The organism is Streptomyces sp. SID3212, from assembly GCF_009865405.1.
Classification (GTDB): domain Bacteria; phylum Actinomycetota; class Actinomycetes; order Streptomycetales; family Streptomycetaceae; genus Streptomyces.
This window is the reverse complement of sequence record NZ_WWJY01001203.1, coordinates 25,008-40,011: the sequence shown is the minus strand read 5'-3', so window position 1 is coordinate 40,011 and position 15,004 is coordinate 25,008. Positions and strand designations below refer to the sequence as shown.

The window sequence follows — 15,004 nt, the reverse complement described above, 5'->3', positions numbered from 1 at the left end:
CGCAGGGGCCGCACCAGCAGGGGCACCAGCAAGGTCCGCCCCCGTCGCCGTACCCGCCGCACCAGGGCCCCCCGCTCCCGCCCGTCTTCCAGCAGCAGTCCGCGGCCCCGCCCGCGCCGCCGCAGTCACGCGGGACAGCCGAGGACGACTGGATGCTCCCGCCGCCCTCGGCCGGCCAGTCGCCGCTGCCGCAGCACGGGCCGCCCTCCGCACAGCACGGCCCGCCTGCCGCGCAGTACGGTCCGCCCGTCGCGTGGACGGCCGTCGTCGGGCCCGACCGTGAGTACTTCATGGCGATGATGCAGCGCAGCGGCCCCGAGGCGACGGGCCTCAATCTGCCCGCGTACTCCCCCGAGCAGCGGCTCACACTCGGCGGGAACCAGCTGACCATCGGCCGCCGCCGGCACTCCACCGGCGAGTCCCCCGACATCGACCTGTCCGTCCCGCCGGAGGACCCCGGGGTCTCGCACCAGCACGCGATCCTGGTCCGCCAGCCGGACGACACCTGGGCCGTCGTGGACCAGAACTCCACGAACGGCACCACGATCAACGGCGCCGAGGACCCGATCCAGCCCTACGTCCCCGTCCCGCTGTCGGACGGCGACCGGGTGCACGTCGGCGCCTGGACGACGATCACGGTCCGCCGGGGCTGAGCAGCCCGGCGGCGGCCGGTCCTGTCGGTTCGAGCGGCCATACGTACGGCCCCGCCGGGTCGTCCAGCCAGGCCCACTGACGGCCCCCGCTGACCGTGACGCCGTACCGCTCACGGGCCGGGCGCCGCTCCAGCTCCCAGAGGGAGAGCGCCTCGTGCGGGTCGAGGCTGCCCTCGGTGAGCGCGAGCAGGAAGCGGAAGAGGTCGTTGTCGGTCACGCCTTTCGGCAGTCCGCCGAGGGGCCGTGCCGCCATGGGCACCCCCTGGGGTGTCCCCCGCAGCGGTACGAAGAAGGCCGCGGTCGGGAGGAACCGCCCTTCCGCGAAGTCCGGCCGCCCCGATGCCCCCGCCTCCCCGGCGTTCAGGACGATCAGCCCGGTGGCGAGCGGGGCGAGGATCCTGGCCCCGGGCGCGCACTGCGCCAGCCAGCCGCCGGGCACCGACGGCAGGGTGCAGGTCGCGATGATCCGGTCGAACGGCGCGCGCTCCGGGCAGCCGCGCACCCCGTCCCCGGTGACGACGGCGGGCCGGTAACCGGCGGTCGCGAGGTGAGTACGGGCCGACTCCGTGATCTCCGGGTCCAGGTCGACGGTGGTGACGTTCTCCTCGCCGAGCCGGTGGGAGAGGAGCGCCGCGTTGTATCCGCTGCCCGCGCCGATCTCCAGGACACGATTGCCGTCCTGTACGTCCAGCTCGTCCAGCATCCGGGCCATGAGGGAGGGCTGGCTGCTGGACGAGATCAGCTCGCCGTCCCGTACCCGCGTCGCGATCGCACTGTCCGCGTACGCCCCGCGCAGCCAGCGCTCCCGGCGCCGGGGATCGAGGTCCCCGTACCAGAGCCGGTCGTAGCCGCCGGGCCTGCCGACGAAGTAGTACGGGACGAACAGATGGCGCGGGACCTGCGCGAACGCCGTCTGCCAGGCCGGATCGTCCAGCACCCCGGACAGGCCGATCTCCCGTACGAGCGCGGCCCGCGCCTCGCCGGCCGCCGCCTCGTCCGGTCGGTACACGTCCTGGTCCCGGTGTGCGCCCATCTCTCCACTGTCCTGGGTACGGGCCCGGGAAGCGAGTGGGCCGGGTCCGTACGGCGGCATTGACCTGAGAGCCGGGCCCTAGGTCGCTGGACCGAGGCAGGGAGCGGGTCGGGTCTGAGACGATGGAGGGGTGAACGAGATTCCGCGCGGCACGCTTCAGGAGCAGACCTTCTACGAGCAGGTCGGCGGCGAGCAGACCTTCCGGCGCCTGGTCCACCGTTTCTACCAGGGGGTGGCCGAAGATCCCGAGCTGCGGGCGATGTACCCGGAGGAGGACCTCGGCCCCGCGGAGGAGCGCTTCACGCTGTTCCTGATGCAGTACTGGGGCGGCCCCCGCACCTACAGCGACCACCGCGGCCACCCCCGCCTGCGGATGCGGCACGCGCCCTTCGCGGTGAACCAGGCCGCGCACGACGCGTGGCTCCGGCACATGCGGGTGGCGGTCGACGAGCTGGGGCTGTCCGAGGAGCACAGGAAGCAGCTCTGGGACTACCTGACGTACGCGGCCGCGTCGATGGTGAACACGGCGGGCTGAGGCAGCGGAAACCCTGAGGCCCCGAGCCGCCGAGACCCGGAGCCGCCGAGGCCCGGGGACCCTGGGGCTCGGAGACCCTGAGGCCCCGAGACCCTGGCGCCCCGAGACCGGACGCCCGGCCTCAGGCGGGCGTGACCGACAGGCCACCGACTCCGGCCCTGCGGACCGCGATCGAACCGTACTGCGTCCGCAGCCGCAGCCAGTTGCCGGACGCGAGCAGCGCGACCGTCTGCTCCGGGGCCCCGCCCGCCGGCACCAACGCCCGTACCGGACGCAGGAATCCGAGCGACTGGGCCGCGTGCGCGGCCCGCAGCGGGAGCGGGGTCCCTCCGAGCGTCCTGGACCAGATCTCGCGCCCGATCCGGTCCCGCTGGGCCCTGGTCCGGTCGCCGGGCGCCAACCGCTCGTCCCGGGACCGGAATTCGCCGACCGCCGCGGCCACCGCACCACGGATGGCGTCCTCCTCCGGCAGCCCGGGGAGCTGCTGCCAGCCGCCGCGCGGCGGCAGCATCCCGGCCCACGGGGGGCCGGTGACGGCGGCCGGGATCCCGGCCGTGCCCGCCGACTCCCCGATGCCTTCGAGGAGTTCACCCGCGGAGACGGTGACGTCCAGCACGTGCGGGGTGGCGAGCCTGGCCGAACGGACCGCGAGCACGTCGAACGACGCCGGCCTGCCGAACACGGCCAGCGCGCCACCGCCCGCCTGGATCCTGACCGCCGCGGCGCGGTCGTAGTGGATCAGCCGGCCGAGGAAGGCGGCGAGGTCCGCCGCCTCACTCGCGTCGGCGAAGTCCAGGGTCAGGACGGGCGATGTCATGCCGCGAGAGCATCCTTCTTCTTGTTGCCACGCTTGCCACCGGCGCCGTCGCCGTCGACACCGCTCGTGCCGTTCACGCCGTCGTCCAGGTAGTGCAGGAGGAAGGACTTCTCCTCGTCGGTGATGCGCCGGGGCCGTCCCGCCTCCAGGTTGTACGGCACCACGACCGTCGAGGCCTTCACGTACACCTCGTCCGCGCCCTCGGCGTCCTTGATCTCGTACGCGATCGTCAGCGACGCGGCCGTGATCGCCGTCACCCAGGACTCGATGATCACCGGCTCGTGCCGGTGGACCAGCGGGCGCTTGTAGTCGATCTCGTGCCGGGCCACGACGGACCCGCCGGAGAACGACGGCGAGCCGTCCCCGGGCGCCAGCCGGAACATGAAGTCGATGCGGGCCTCCTCCAGGTAGCGGAGGAAGACCACGTTGTTGACGTGCCCGAAGGCGTCCATGTCCGACCAGCGCAGGGGGCAGCTGTAGATGTGCCGGGCCATCTCAGCCTCGCGTCAGCTTCTTGTAGGTGGCGCGGGTGGGACGGGCGGCGTCCGCGCCGAGGCGCTCGACCTTGTTCTTCTCGTACGAGTCGAAGTTGCCCTCGAACCAGAACCACTTGGAGTTGCCCTCGTACGCGAGGATGTGCGTGGCGACCCGGTCGAGGAACCACCGGTCGTGACTGACGACCACGGCCGCGCCGGGGAATTCGAGGAGCGCGTTCTCCAGCGAGGACAGCGTCTCGACGTCGAGGTCGTTGGTCGGTTCGTCGAGGAGCAGCAGGTTGCCGCCCTGCTTGAGGGTCAGCGCCAGGTTCAGGCGGTTGCGCTCACCACCGGAGAGGACGCCGGCCGGCTTCTGCTGGTCGGGGCCCTTGAAGCCGAACGCGGAGACGTACGCGCGCGAAGGCATCTCGACCTGACCGACGTTGATGTAGTCCAGCTCGTCGGAGACGACGGCCCACAGCGACTTCTTCGGGTCGATGTTGCCGCGGCCCTGGTCCACGTAGCTGATCTTGACGGTCTCGCCGACCTTGATCGAGCCGGAGTCGGGCTGCTCGAAGCCCTGGATCATCTTGAACAGCGTGGTCTTTCCGGCGCCGTTGGGGCCGATCACGCCGACGATGCCCATGCGGGGCAGGGTGAAGGAGAGGTCGTCGATGAGTACCTTGTCGCCGAACGCCTTGGTGAGGTGCTCGACTTCCACGACCACGTTGCCCAGGCGCGGGCCCGGCGGGATCTGGATCTCGTCGAAGTCCAGCTTCCGCATCTTGTCCGCCTCGGCGGCCATCTCCTCGTAACGGGCGAGCCTGGCCTTGGACTTGACCTGGCGTCCCTTCGCGTTGGAGCGGACCCACTCCAGCTCTTCCTTGAGCCGCTTGGCGCGCTTGATGTCCTTCTGGCCCTCGACCTTGAGGCGGGCCTGCTTGCTCTCCAGGTACGTGGAGTAGTTGCCCTCGTAGCCGATGGCGCGGCCGCGGTCGAGCTCCAGGATCCAGCCCGCGACGTTGTCGAGGAAGTACCGATCGTGAGTCACGGCGACGACGGTGCCGGGGTACTTGGCGAGGTGCTGCTCCAGCCACTGGACGGACTCGGCGTCCAGGTGGTTGGTGGGCTCGTCGAGGAGCAGCAGGTCGGGCGCTTCGAGGAGCAGCTTGCAGAGCGCGACGCGGCGGCGCTCACCACCGGAGAGGTTGGTGACGGGCCAGTCGCCGGGCGGGCAGCCCAGGGCGTCCATGGCCTGTTCGAGCTGGGTGTCCAGGTCCCACGCGTTGGCGTGGTCGAGGTCCTCCTGGAGCTTGCCCATCTCGTCGAGCAGGGCGTCGGAGTAGTCGGTGGCCATCAACTCGGCGACCTCGTTGAAGCGGTGGAGCTTGCCCATGATCTCGGCCGCGCCCTGCTGGACGTTCTCCAGCACCGTCTTGGTCTCGTCGAGCGGCGGCTCCTGGAGGAGCATGCCGACCGTGTAACCGGGCGAGAGGAAGGCGTCCCCGTTGGACGGCTGCTCCAGGCCCGCCATGATCTTCAGCACGGTGGACTTTCCGGCGCCGTTCGGACCCACCACACCGATCTTCGCGCCCGGCAGGAAGCTCAGCGTCACGTCATCGAGGATGACCTTGTCGCCGTGCGCCTTACGCGTCTTGCGCATCGTGTAGATGTACTCAGCCAAGAGAAACCGTCCGGCAATCGAGAAGGGCCAATGTGCGGCTCCGCCGCGTGAGGGCAGATACACCCCATCTTGCCTGACGTCCATCCCCCGGGGGAAACCGCCCGTCCAGACCCCGGACGCACCCTCCTGACCTGCGATGACCGAGAGCCACCCTCGTCACTTTCCGTCAACATCGGTCACCCCCGCTCGCCGACCTCGGCCAGGAGCGGGGGTGCTCGGTGGTGTCGTTTCCTGCTCGGTGCCCGGCCGGGCACTACTCGGTGGTCGTCGGGGAAGAGGGCGTGGCCTTCTTCTTGCGGAGGAAGAAGACCGCTCCGCCGCCGATCGCGAGGAGGGCTATCGCGATGCCCGCGATGAGGGGGGTCGCGTTGGAGCTGCCTGTTTCGGCGAGGTTGGCCGGGGGGCCTGCCGTGGTCGCGCCCGCCGAGTCCGTGCCCAGCTGGGTGGTGATGTGCTCGTCGGGCGGGGGTGCGGTGCCGGTGGTGCGGCAGTCCAGGACGCCCTTGAAGGTCTTGGTGAATCCGTCGGGGCCGTTCACCGCGAACTCGTACGGCTGGTCCTCGACCACGGGCACCGTGACCGTACGGGACTCGCCGGGCGCGACCGCGTGTTGGTCGCCCGTCAGCTCGAAGGTGAACTCCGCGTCCCCCTCGTTGGCGACGGTGACGTCGACCCCGCCCCTGGCGCAGTTCTTCGCTGCGGAGACCGCCGGGATGGCGCCGCCCGCCGCCCAGGTGGCGGTGGCCGTCGCCGAGACCGTGGAGTCGCTCGACCCCGCCAGGATCTGCGTCTGGCTCCTGGTCACCCCGGCGAAGGCCCGGCCGACGGGTACGGAGGTGGTGGCCTGCACGGCGAGCGACGCGGTGCCGTCGTCGGCGTCGGCCGGGACGTCGAAGTAGAGGCGCGAGCCGTCGGTCGCCGTGGTGACCTCCTTGCCCGCCTTGTCGGTGATCTTCACGCCCGTGGCACTGGCGACGTCCGCCACGCCGACGTCGACGGGCGGGGTCACCGTGACCCGGTCGGCGTTCGTGCGGACGGTGACCGGTCCGAGCCGCTCGCCCGCCTTGCCGGAGACCGCGGCGGACTCCAGGGTGAGCGAGGCCTTGGGCTCGGGGGTGTCGCGCGCGTTCTTCTCCAGCCAGTCGGCCAGCTTCTCCGCCGCCGGGTCGCTGGCATCGACGTCGGCGTCGTCCGAGAAACGCCAGATGGCGACCTGGGTGCCCGCCGCCGCGGTCTGGTCGGTGAGCGGCCCGGTCTTGGCGGCCGCGGCAAGGTCCGCCAGGTCGTCGACCTGCGGGTACGAGTGCTCCAGGATCCAGCGGATCTTGCCCGCGTCGTCGTTGGCGCCCAGCGAGGTCTGGGCCCAGGGCGTCTCCTGGTACTTCGCCTGCGCCTGGGTCGGGTTGTGGATGTCGATGCAGTACGTCTTGAGCGTGCCGCCGCCCTCCACCGTCATCTCGAACAGGCCGGCGGGCAACTCCTGGTCCGCGCCGTCCGTGTGGAGCACGGCTCCGGCGAAGGTCTTCAGTCCGTCGAGCGTGGCGGACGCGCCGCCCTGGTGCTGGGGCACGTCGTCGGCGGCGGCCGGGGCGGCCCCGGCCAGGGTGCCCATCGCGAGGAGACCGGGGACCAGCACGACGGCGGCGAGCCGGGCGGCACCCCGGCGCCACGCGGAACGCGCGAACGGCGCGGCCGGCGAGGAGGAGGCGGAGGAGGCGGACAGCGCGGGCGTCCCGGATGAAGCGGACGGCGCGCGTGACTCGGATATCGCAGAGACCACAGAATTCCCCTTCGGGCGAGGAGTTTCGCGTGGGACGCGTGGGGGGTTGTGCCTCGCCGACTGACTCAAGTGCCCCATGAGTACACGGGAATCCTATGGACGGCGGGTGTCGCGGGTGCCCAATCAACCGACCAGGCAACCGTTCCGAATCGGAATCGTTATCGAAAGATCGGCGTATCCCTGGAATACGACCGCATGCGCCCGCACGTATCGACAAGTCTTCACAGCCACCTCCCAGGACCGCTCCCCTACGCCCCCGCCCCCACCCCAGCGCCGACGGGCTCCTCCCGCGCGCCGGAGTCCACCCCCGGCACGGGCAGCTGGCCCTGCACCTGCCGTACCTGCCGCGCCTGCTCCCCCCGATCCGTTCGCGGCACGCCCTCCTGGCCCTGGGTCGCGGCGCCGTGACGCTCCGTCAAGGAGGGAGTCGCCCTGGCCACACGCCTGAACGCCGACGTCCCGCGCGTCAGGTCGTGGCCCACCGCCACCGCGTCGATGTCCACGAACGTCCGCCGCTGGCCGTCCCGTTCCTCGTCCCGCACCCTCAGCCGGCCGTGCACCACGAGGGGCTCCCCGACGGAGACCGAGGCCGCCAGATTCGCCCCCAGCGTCCGCCACGCCCACACCGTGTAGAAGCTCGTGGGCCCGTCCGCCCAGCTCTCCTTCTGCCGGTCCCAGCGGCGGCCGGTCACCGCGAATCTGAACCGCGCCACTCCTCCGGTCGCCGACTCCCTGAATTCCACACCGGTCGCCACATTGCCCACCACGGTCACCACTGTGTCGCTCATTACCGCTCACTTCCGTCCGACTGCATTGCGTGATGTCACCCCACCCATGCTGAGCCGAACGGAAAGAATCCGCTGACGCCTGTGGATTACCCGCCAGTTGTGGAAAAATCCATCACCCTGTCACCCCGGGCACCCGGTCACCTCGGGCACCCGGACACCCCTGTGACGCCCGACGTACGGCCCCCTCACCGCGCCTCACCGCCGCTCACCGCCCCTCACCGCCCCTCACCTCGCCAGCGGCACCACCCCCGACACCGTGACGTACTGCTCCCGCACCTCCCGGTACCGCATCAGCTCCGCCGAGACGGGGTCGAGCACCTTCGCCCGCCCGCACCCGGCCGCCGCCTCCCGCAACCGCCGCTCCGCGTCCTGCCCGTACCGCCGCGCGGGCCCCCGCGCCGCCGCCCCGCAGGCCCACTCCACGAACGGCCCGCCGATGATCCCCGCGAGCATCACCAGCACCGGCGGCAACAGCCCCGGTTCCAGGACGCCGACGATCTGTCCCATCAGCCAGAGCGCGCCGAAGATCTGGAGCAGCGTCATGGACGCCTGGGCCAGGACGGCGGCCGGCCACCACGCCGGACGCGGCGGGCGGCCCGTCGGCGCCCCCACCGTCACCGCCAGCTCGTCCAGCGCCTCCGGCAGCCCCTCCGCGCCCCGTACGGCCGCCTCACGCACCGCGTGCGCCCACGGCGCGGGCAGACCGGCGGACGCCTCCTCCGACACGGTACGGACCGCCTGTTCGACCCGCTGGCGGGCCGTCAGCTCCTCCTCCACCAGCACCTCGGACGACGTGACCTCACCCCCGGGCGTGCGCTTGCGCTCGTACCAGCGGTACAGCCGCAGCCACGGCGTGCCACAGGCACGCCCCGCGTTCCTGCGCCACTCGCGCTCCGCCGCCTCACCGGCGGCCACCGCGCCGACGGCCCAGGCCAGCCGGTCCGCGAACTGTTCGCGCGAGCGCTCACCGAGACCGGGGTGCCCGTCGGCGACGTACGCCGAGCGCATCCGTACGGAAGCGGCGTCGACGTCGGCGGAGAGACGGCGCGCGGCGGCGTTCCGTTCCTGGACGAACCGGCCCAGGAGCTCGCGCAGTTCGCCCACGCCCTGTCCGGTGAGCGCGGAGAGCGCGAGGACGGTGGCGCCCGGCTCGCCGTGCTCGCCCAGGGCCATGCCGGCCTCGTCAAGAAGCCTGCGCAGGTCGTCGAGCACCTGGTGGGAGGCGTCGCCGGGCAGCCGGTCGATCTGGTTGAGCACGACAAACGTGACCTCGGCGTGGCCCGCGAGCGGGCGGAGATAGCGCTCGTGGAGCGCGGCGTCCGCGTACTTCTCCGGATCGACCACCCAGATCACGGCGTCCACGAGCCCCAGCACCCGGTCCACCTGGTCGCGGTGGCGGGTGACGGCCGAGTCGTGGTCGGGGAGGTCCACCAGGACGAGCCCGTGCAGTTCCTCGTCGCCGTCCCCGCCCGCCAGCGGCCTGCGGCGCAGCCGTCCCGGGATGGCGAGCCGGTCGAGCAGCCCTGCCGCGCCGTCCGACCAGGTGCAGGCGATCGGCGCGGAGGTGGTGGGGCGGCGCAGCCCGGTCTCCGAGATCGGCACTTCGGCGAGGGCGTTGAACAGCGTCGACTTGCCGCTGCCGGTCGCGCCCGCGATGGCGACGACGGTGTGGCGCGAGGACAGCCGCTGCCGGGCCGACGCCTCGTCGAGTACGCGGCCCGCCTCGGCGAGGATGGACCCTTCGAGGCGGGTACGGGAGAGGCCGACCAGCTCGCCCAGGGCGTCGAGCCGGACCCGCAGGGCGCCGCCGTAGGGCCCGCCGATGGGCGTGTGGGTCTCACCCGCCCCGAGCGCGCCGGAGGCGCCGTGAGGGCCGTCGAGGCCGTCCGGGCCGCCGGATCCGTCGGTCAGTCCGTGCGCACGTACGTCGCGCACGTCACGAACGCCGCCCTGCCGGTCCGTCAGAGCGCCCGTCAGACCGTCCGTGAACCCGTCCGTGAAGCCGTCCGCAAGAGCGTCCGGCCCGGACCGGCCGCCCGCACGCCCCCTGGCACCACGCTCTCCCGCCCGGCGCGCGATCAGCCCGTCGTCCCACCGGCCGACGCGCTTCCCCGTCCCCTCCGTCCTGTCCCCGTCCCTGTCCCGGTCCCTCTCCCTGTCTCCGTCCCCCGCGTCCGTCGTCACATCCACGGCGGCGTTCACGTCAGTCACGTCGGTCACCTTTCCTCCTGCTTTCCTTCTGGAGCACGGACAGCGCGGCGATCAGTTCCGCCTGGGGCTCCGGGGTCACCTCAAGGGCGTCGATGGGCGCGAGCCGCCGGTCGCGCTCCCCGTGCAGGACACGGTCGATGTACGTCGTCACCAGCTCGGCGCCCCGGTCGCGCAGCCGCAGCGCGGCCTGCGCCCCGACGCTCTCGGCGAGGCGCTCCCCCGCGACCCGGGCGCGACGCCCTCCTAGGAGGGCGGTCGCGAGGAGGGCGGCGACGGCTTCGGGTTCGGGCGCGGCGCTGCGTTCCAGCTGCCGTACCTCGTCCTCGGCCAGTTCCTCCAGGACGCGCCGCCAGCGCCGTACGGCCATCCCGATCCGCTCCGTGACCTCGCCGTCCGCGCCCGACACGTCGACGCCCCCGGCGGCCGGCTCACGCCGCCAGGCCTCCTCCACCCGTTCGTCGGCGGCGGCGACGGCGCACTGGAGGAGCGCGCCGAGGCTCTCCACGAGCGAGTCGAGCAGTTCCCGCGACGAACTGTCCCTCGGATAGCCCCGCCAGCGGGTGCGCGCGTCCCCGGCCAGGACGGCGCCGCGCTGGAGCTGACGGCGCACCCGCTCGCCCTCGGCGGTGTACGCGTCCTCCACGGCGGCCATGAGCCGTACGGACGCCGCGTACTGCGCGGCCACCGCGCCCGCCAGCTCCGGCATCCGTACATCCAGCGAGTCGATGACCCCCGACGCGGTCCGTACGACGGCCTGCTGACGGGCCGCCGGATCCCGCACCCGGTGCGCGAGCCAGGCGAGCAGCGGGGCGACGGCGGTGGTGGGCAGCAGTCCGCTGCCGCCGCCGGCCGACTCGGGCAGCTCGGGGATCGTGAAGCGGGGTACGTCCCCGAGGCCGGCCCTGGTCAGGAGGGCCCCGTACTGCCGCGACACCTCCTCGACCAGCTGGTGGGGGACGCGGTCGAGGACGGTGACGAGCGAGGCGTCGTACTCCTTGGCCGTACGCAGCAGATGCCATGGCACGGCGTCGGCGTAGCGGCTGGCGGTGGTCACCATGACCCAGACGTCGGCGGCGCAGATCAACTCGGCGGCCAGCACCCGGTTCTCCACCACGAGCGAGTCGATGTCGGGCGCGTCGAGGAGCGCGAGGCCGCGGGGCAGGGTGGCGGCGGTGTCGATACGGAGGGAGTCGGCGCCGGCGCTCTCACGTCCGGCGGGTCTCCCGCCCCGGCCGGTACGGCCGAAGGGCCGGGGGTGTACGCCGGCGGCCCCGAAGGCGCGGCCGATGCCGGTGCCGCCACCGGCGCCAACACCTGACCCGATCCCGTGCCCACCCCCCAGTCCACCGTCTCGCCCGAGGTCTCGCCCGACCTCCCGCCCGACCGATGTCCCGTCCCTGCTTCTCCCGTCCCCGCTCTCCACCTCCACGTCCGCCTCGTCCCCGTCCTCCCCCTCCGGCAGCCAGATCCGGGTGAGGTGCGGCAGGATGCGCATGCCCGCGAACCAGTGGTGGTCGTCGGGATGGCACACCAGGACGGGAGTACGCGTGGTGGGCCGCAGCACTCCCGCCTCACTCACGCGCCGCCCCACAAGGGAGTTGACGAGGGTGGACTTGCCGGCGCCGGTCGACCCGCCGACGACGGCGAGCACCGGGGCGTCGGGCTCCCGGAGCCGGGGCAACAGGTAGTCGTCGAGCTGCGCGAGCAGCTCGGCCCGGGTCTGCCGGGCCCGCGGCGCCCCGGGAAGAGGCAGTGGAAGACGCACCGCCGCGACACGGTCACGCAGCGCGGAGAGTGCGTCGATCAGCTGGGGGCGTACATCCAAGGTCACCACATGCGAAGAATGCCCGGTTTTAGCGGCTTTTTGAAGCGTATGGACATCTCTGCGCGCCGATCAGACACTCGGGACAGACGGGATGAGTGGGACACAGGCATAACGAGTGCACAACACCCGTGGCGCGAGAGCGAAAAAGCGGTGCGGGATTCGCACCTGCCTGCGATTATCGGTTCGCTTCACTGAACCTCCACATCGTGCCACGCACGTGAAGCAACCGGGTCAGGGGGATCGGAGCCCTATCCTTGTCCCGGCAAGGTCACGGAACCACCCGCCGGGGGCTCCGGGACACCCGAGGCCGCTCGTCCGGCCCCCGTAGCTCAGTGGATAGAGCAGGTGCCTTCTAAGCACTTGGCCGCAGGTTCGAGTCCTGCCGGGGGCACATTTCTACGCGCGAAGCGCCGCTCTCCCCCAGGGAGAGCCTTTCCGCAGGTCAGAGGCAGCGTAGCGGGCCCCGCGTAAGACCCACATCAGAGGAGCGCCGCCGCGGTCAGGGATGCCCGGCAGTCCGCTCGGCGCTGGCTGGAACCGGGTTTCTACGGGCACTCGTCCCAGGGCCGGAAGGGCCCGCAGGCGGAGAACATCGGCAAGGCCGTCCTCACCTGCCTCACGACCCGGGGTGGAGGCCGGAATGGTCGCCCCGGACGCCGTGGACCCCAAGGTCAGGAGGTCCGGGTCGCCGTCAACAAATGACGCCCGGCGTCGATCCCGTACTCCGCGCGCCGTTCCCCAACGGGTGGCGTATACCGGAAGAGAGGGGAGGCGCGTTCGCGCGCGTGGGGGGACGGAGACCTTTGGAGGCGTGATGAGGGCTTTGACCTGGCAGGACAAGGGCGAGGTCAGTGTCGAGACGGTGCCGGATCCGCGGATCGTGGATCCGACCGACATCGTGGTCCGGGTGACGTCCACCGGCATCTGCGGCTCGGATCTGCATCTGTACGAGGTTCTGGGGCCCTACCTGGAGCCGGGCGACATCCTGGGCCACGAACCGATGGGCATCGTGGAGGACGTCGGCCCCGAGGTGACGGCGCTGTCGGCGGGTGACCGGGTGGTTGTGCCGTTCAACGTCTCCTGCGGTACCTGTTGGATGTGCCGTCAGGGGCTGTACTCCCAGTGCGAGACGACCCAGGTGCGCGCACGCGGCACGGGAGCCTCGCTCTTCGGGTTCTCCAAGCTGTACGGAGAAGTCCCCGGCGGGCAGGCGGAGTTCCTGCGTGTCCCCTTCGGCAACACGCTGCCGGTCAAGGTCGAGCACGGCCCGCCGGACGACCGGTTCGTCTACCTGTCCGACGTCCTGCCGACAGCGTGGCAGGCCGTCGAGTACGCGGCGATCCCGCCCGGTGGCAGTGTGTGCGTCCTCGGCCTCGGCCCCATCGGGGACATGGCCGCCCGGATCGCCCTGCACCGCGGGGCCGGACAGGTCATCGGCGTCGACCTCGTCCCCGAGCGGCTGGCCAGGGCACGCGCACGCGGCGTGCACACCCTCGACCTCGACGAGTTCGGCGACGGCCTCGGTGACGAGATCCGGCGCCTGACCGACGGGCGGGGCAGCGACGCCGTCATCGACGCGGTCGGGATGGAAGCCCACGGAGCGGGAGCCGCCGGCGCCGCGCAGAAACTCGCCAACGTCCTTCCCGACACCCTGGGCCAGAAGCTGATGGAGCACGCGGGGCTGGACGACATGGGCGCGTTCACCCTCGCCGTCGACGTGGTGCGGCGCGGCGGAACGATCTCCGTCATCGGCGTCTACGGCGGTGCCGTCGACCCGGTCCCGATGATGACCCTCTTCGACAAGCAGATCCAGCTCCGCATGGGCCAGGCCAACGTCAAGCACTGGGTGGACGACATCCTCCCGCTGCTGAACGAGAGCGACCCCCTGGGAGTCGACGACTTCGCCACGCACCATCTGCCCCTGGAAGAGGCGGAGCGCGCCTACCAGACCTTCCAGGACAAGGCGGACGGCATGGTCAAGACGCTTCTCATCCCCTGACCCCGCGTACGCCCGGCTGTACGCCCGGCTCACGAATCGCAGGAGCAGGAGACACCGGGACAGACCGCCGAGATGGATCCGCCGCCCGACCACGGTGAGGATTCGTACCGGGGACACGACGTACTGGCCGGCCACAAGGCGCTGATCACCGGTGGTGACTCCGGGATCGGCCGCGCCGTGGCCCTGGCCTACGCGCGCGAGGGCGCCGACGTCGTCTTCGCCCATCTCCCGGAAGAACGGCAGGAGGCCGCGGAGACCACGCGGCTGATCGAGGAAGCGGGGCGCAAGGCCGTCGCCGTGGCCTGCGACATCCGTGACGAGGCGCAGTGCCAGGACCTCGTCGACCGCGCGGTGGCGGCACTGGGCAGGATCGACATCCTGGTGAACAACGCGGCCTACCAGATGTCCCAGCCCGACGGCATCAGCGCCATCACCACGGAGCAGTTCGACCGCGTCGTGCACACCAACCGTACGGGATGTTCTGGCTCGCCAAGATGTCGCTTCCCCACATGCGCCGGGGCGGCTGCATCATCAACTCGGCCTCGGTCCAGGCGTACCAGCCCAGCCCGCACCTCCTCGACTACGCCATGACCAAGGGTGCCATCGTCACGTTCACCCAGGGGCCGGCGCGGATGCTGGCCGAGGACGGCATCCGGGTCAACGCGGTGGCCCCGGGACCGGTCTGGACCTCGCTGATCCCCGCGACGATGCCCGACACCACGTCGGTCGGGAAACAGTCCCCCTCGGCAGGCCGGCCCAACCCGCGGAGCTGGCCCCGGCCTACGTCTTCCTGACCTCCCCCCAGGCGACCTACATCACGGCGGAGATCCTCAACGCCACCGGCGGCACCCCACTGCCCTGAGGCGTACGGTGTCGGGCCCAGGCGCATTCCGGCAGCTCGGCGGCCTGATGCTCCTCGAAAGCCGTCTCGGGCTGTCCGTGCTGCTCACCACCTCCGAACACGCCCGGCTTTCGCCTCGTGCCGGACGCCAGGGGCGAGCTGGCTACCGATGAGGGGAGGACGAGGCGGTCGGCGACGGGCGGACGACCCGCAGCCGCTTCGGCCTCTCCCAGGAGCTGCGTCACGCCGCGCTCGTCGCCCGTCACCCTCGACGAGGACCGCTCCCAGGTCCGCACCGGCAACGTACCCCGCGTCATGGCCTGCCTGCACAACACCGCCACCACGTCTGCATAAGCGTTCAA

11 protein-coding genes, 1 tRNA gene and 1 pseudogene are annotated in these 15,004 nt (G+C 71.8%); 5 read left to right on the top strand and 8 right to left on the bottom strand.

Translation table 11 applies throughout. From position 1 onward, the window contains the following. Positions 1 to 653 (top strand): FHA domain-containing protein (locus GT042_RS35880; protein WP_161312852.1); only part of this gene is annotated, 653 nt, incomplete at its 5' end. Here GT042_RS35880 and GT042_RS35875 read toward each other — a convergent pair. Continuing rightward, positions 634 to 1,686 carry a methyltransferase domain-containing protein gene (locus GT042_RS35875; protein WP_161312851.1) on the bottom strand — a complete coding sequence of 351 codons (1,053 nt, stop codon included), beginning with the start codon at positions 1,684 to 1,686 and terminating at the stop codon, positions 634 to 636. The two genes, GT042_RS35880 and GT042_RS35875, sit on opposite strands and share 20 nt — an antisense overlap. Positions 1,687 to 1,816: 130 nt before the next feature. Between GT042_RS35875 and GT042_RS35870 the strand changes: the two genes are divergently transcribed. Then, complete coding sequence (locus tag GT042_RS35870) at positions 1,817 to 2,221, top strand: globin (RefSeq protein ID WP_161312850.1); 405 nt, start codon at positions 1,817 to 1,819, stop codon at positions 2,219 to 2,221. Between the two features lie 121 nt (positions 2,222 to 2,342). Here GT042_RS35870 and GT042_RS35865 read toward each other — a convergent pair whose 3' ends face one another. The 7 genes from GT042_RS35865 to GT042_RS35835 all read right to left on the bottom strand — a co-directional run bounded on the left by GT042_RS35865 (position 2,343) and on the right by GT042_RS35835 (position 11,802). Beyond that, entirely contained in the window at positions 2,343 to 3,038 is a 696-nt protein-coding gene (locus tag GT042_RS35865) for a hypothetical protein (RefSeq protein ID WP_161312849.1), read from the bottom strand. Further along, positions 3,035 to 3,532 carry a thioesterase family protein gene (locus tag GT042_RS35860; RefSeq protein WP_161312848.1) on the bottom strand — a complete coding sequence of 166 codons (498 nt, stop codon included), beginning with the start codon at positions 3,530 to 3,532 and terminating at the stop codon, positions 3,035 to 3,037. Before GT042_RS35860 ends, GT042_RS35865 begins: the two co-directional genes overlap by 4 nt. Position 3,533: 1 nt before the next feature. Beyond that, positions 3,534 to 5,198 (bottom strand): energy-dependent translational throttle protein EttA, encoded by a 1,665-nt coding sequence (ettA, locus tag GT042_RS35855; RefSeq protein WP_161312847.1) that lies wholly within the window; start codon positions 5,196 to 5,198, stop codon positions 3,534 to 3,536. A 253-nt stretch (positions 5,199 to 5,451) separates the two neighbouring features. Continuing rightward, positions 5,452 to 6,978 (bottom strand): Cys-Gln thioester bond-forming surface protein, encoded by a 1,527-nt coding sequence (locus GT042_RS35850; protein WP_345944044.1) that lies wholly within the window; start codon positions 6,976 to 6,978, stop codon positions 5,452 to 5,454. A gap of 248 nt (positions 6,979 to 7,226) precedes the next feature. Continuing rightward, entirely contained in the window at positions 7,227 to 7,766 is a 540-nt protein-coding gene (locus GT042_RS35845; protein WP_161312845.1) for a single-stranded DNA-binding protein, read from the bottom strand. A 225-nt stretch (positions 7,767 to 7,991) separates the two neighbouring features. Then, positions 7,992 to 9,986, bottom strand: coding sequence for a GTPase (locus GT042_RS35840; protein WP_345944043.1), 1,995 nt, complete (start codon positions 9,984 to 9,986; stop codon positions 7,992 to 7,994). After that, positions 9,970 to 11,802, bottom strand: a complete 1,833-nt coding sequence (locus GT042_RS35835) for a GTPase domain-containing protein (protein WP_161312857.1) — start codon at positions 11,800 to 11,802, stop codon at positions 9,970 to 9,972. Before GT042_RS35835 ends, GT042_RS35840 begins: the two co-directional genes overlap by 17 nt. Before the next feature lie 318 nt (positions 11,803 to 12,120). Between GT042_RS35835 and GT042_RS35830 the strand changes: the two genes are divergently transcribed. The 3 genes and pseudogenes from GT042_RS35830 to GT042_RS35820 all read left to right on the top strand — a co-directional run. Then, positions 12,121 to 12,193: transfer RNA gene (locus GT042_RS35830), tRNA-Arg, on the top strand. A 423-nt stretch (positions 12,194 to 12,616) separates the two neighbouring features. Continuing rightward, positions 12,617 to 13,801 carry an alcohol dehydrogenase catalytic domain-containing protein gene (locus tag GT042_RS35825; RefSeq protein WP_161312844.1) on the top strand — a complete coding sequence of 395 codons (1,185 nt, stop codon included), beginning with the start codon at positions 12,617 to 12,619 and terminating at the stop codon, positions 13,799 to 13,801. Between the two features lie 39 nt (positions 13,802 to 13,840). After that, positions 13,841 to 14,663, top strand: a pseudogene (locus tag GT042_RS35820) (SDR family oxidoreductase); the annotation flags it as partial. Positions 14,664 to 15,004: the final 341 nt, after the last annotated feature.

Excerpts from the sequence above, each read along its gene's own strand:
- GT042_RS35875 (WP_161312851.1), bottom strand. The coding sequence starts at position 1,686 with ATGGGCGCACACCGGGACCAGGACGTGTACCGACCGGACGAGGCGGCG.
- GT042_RS35865 (WP_161312849.1), bottom strand. The coding sequence starts at position 3,038 with ATGACATCGCCCGTCCTGACCCTGGACTTCGCCGACGCGAGTGAGGCG.
- GT042_RS35860 (WP_161312848.1), bottom strand. The coding sequence starts at position 3,532 with ATGGCCCGGCACATCTACAGCTGCCCCCTGCGCTGGTCGGACATGGAC.
- GT042_RS35845 (WP_161312845.1), bottom strand. The coding sequence starts at position 7,766 with ATGAGCGACACAGTGGTGACCGTGGTGGGCAATGTGGCGACCGGTGTG.
- GT042_RS35825 (WP_161312844.1), top strand. The coding sequence starts at position 12,617 with ATGAGGGCTTTGACCTGGCAGGACAAGGGCGAGGTCAGTGTCGAGACG.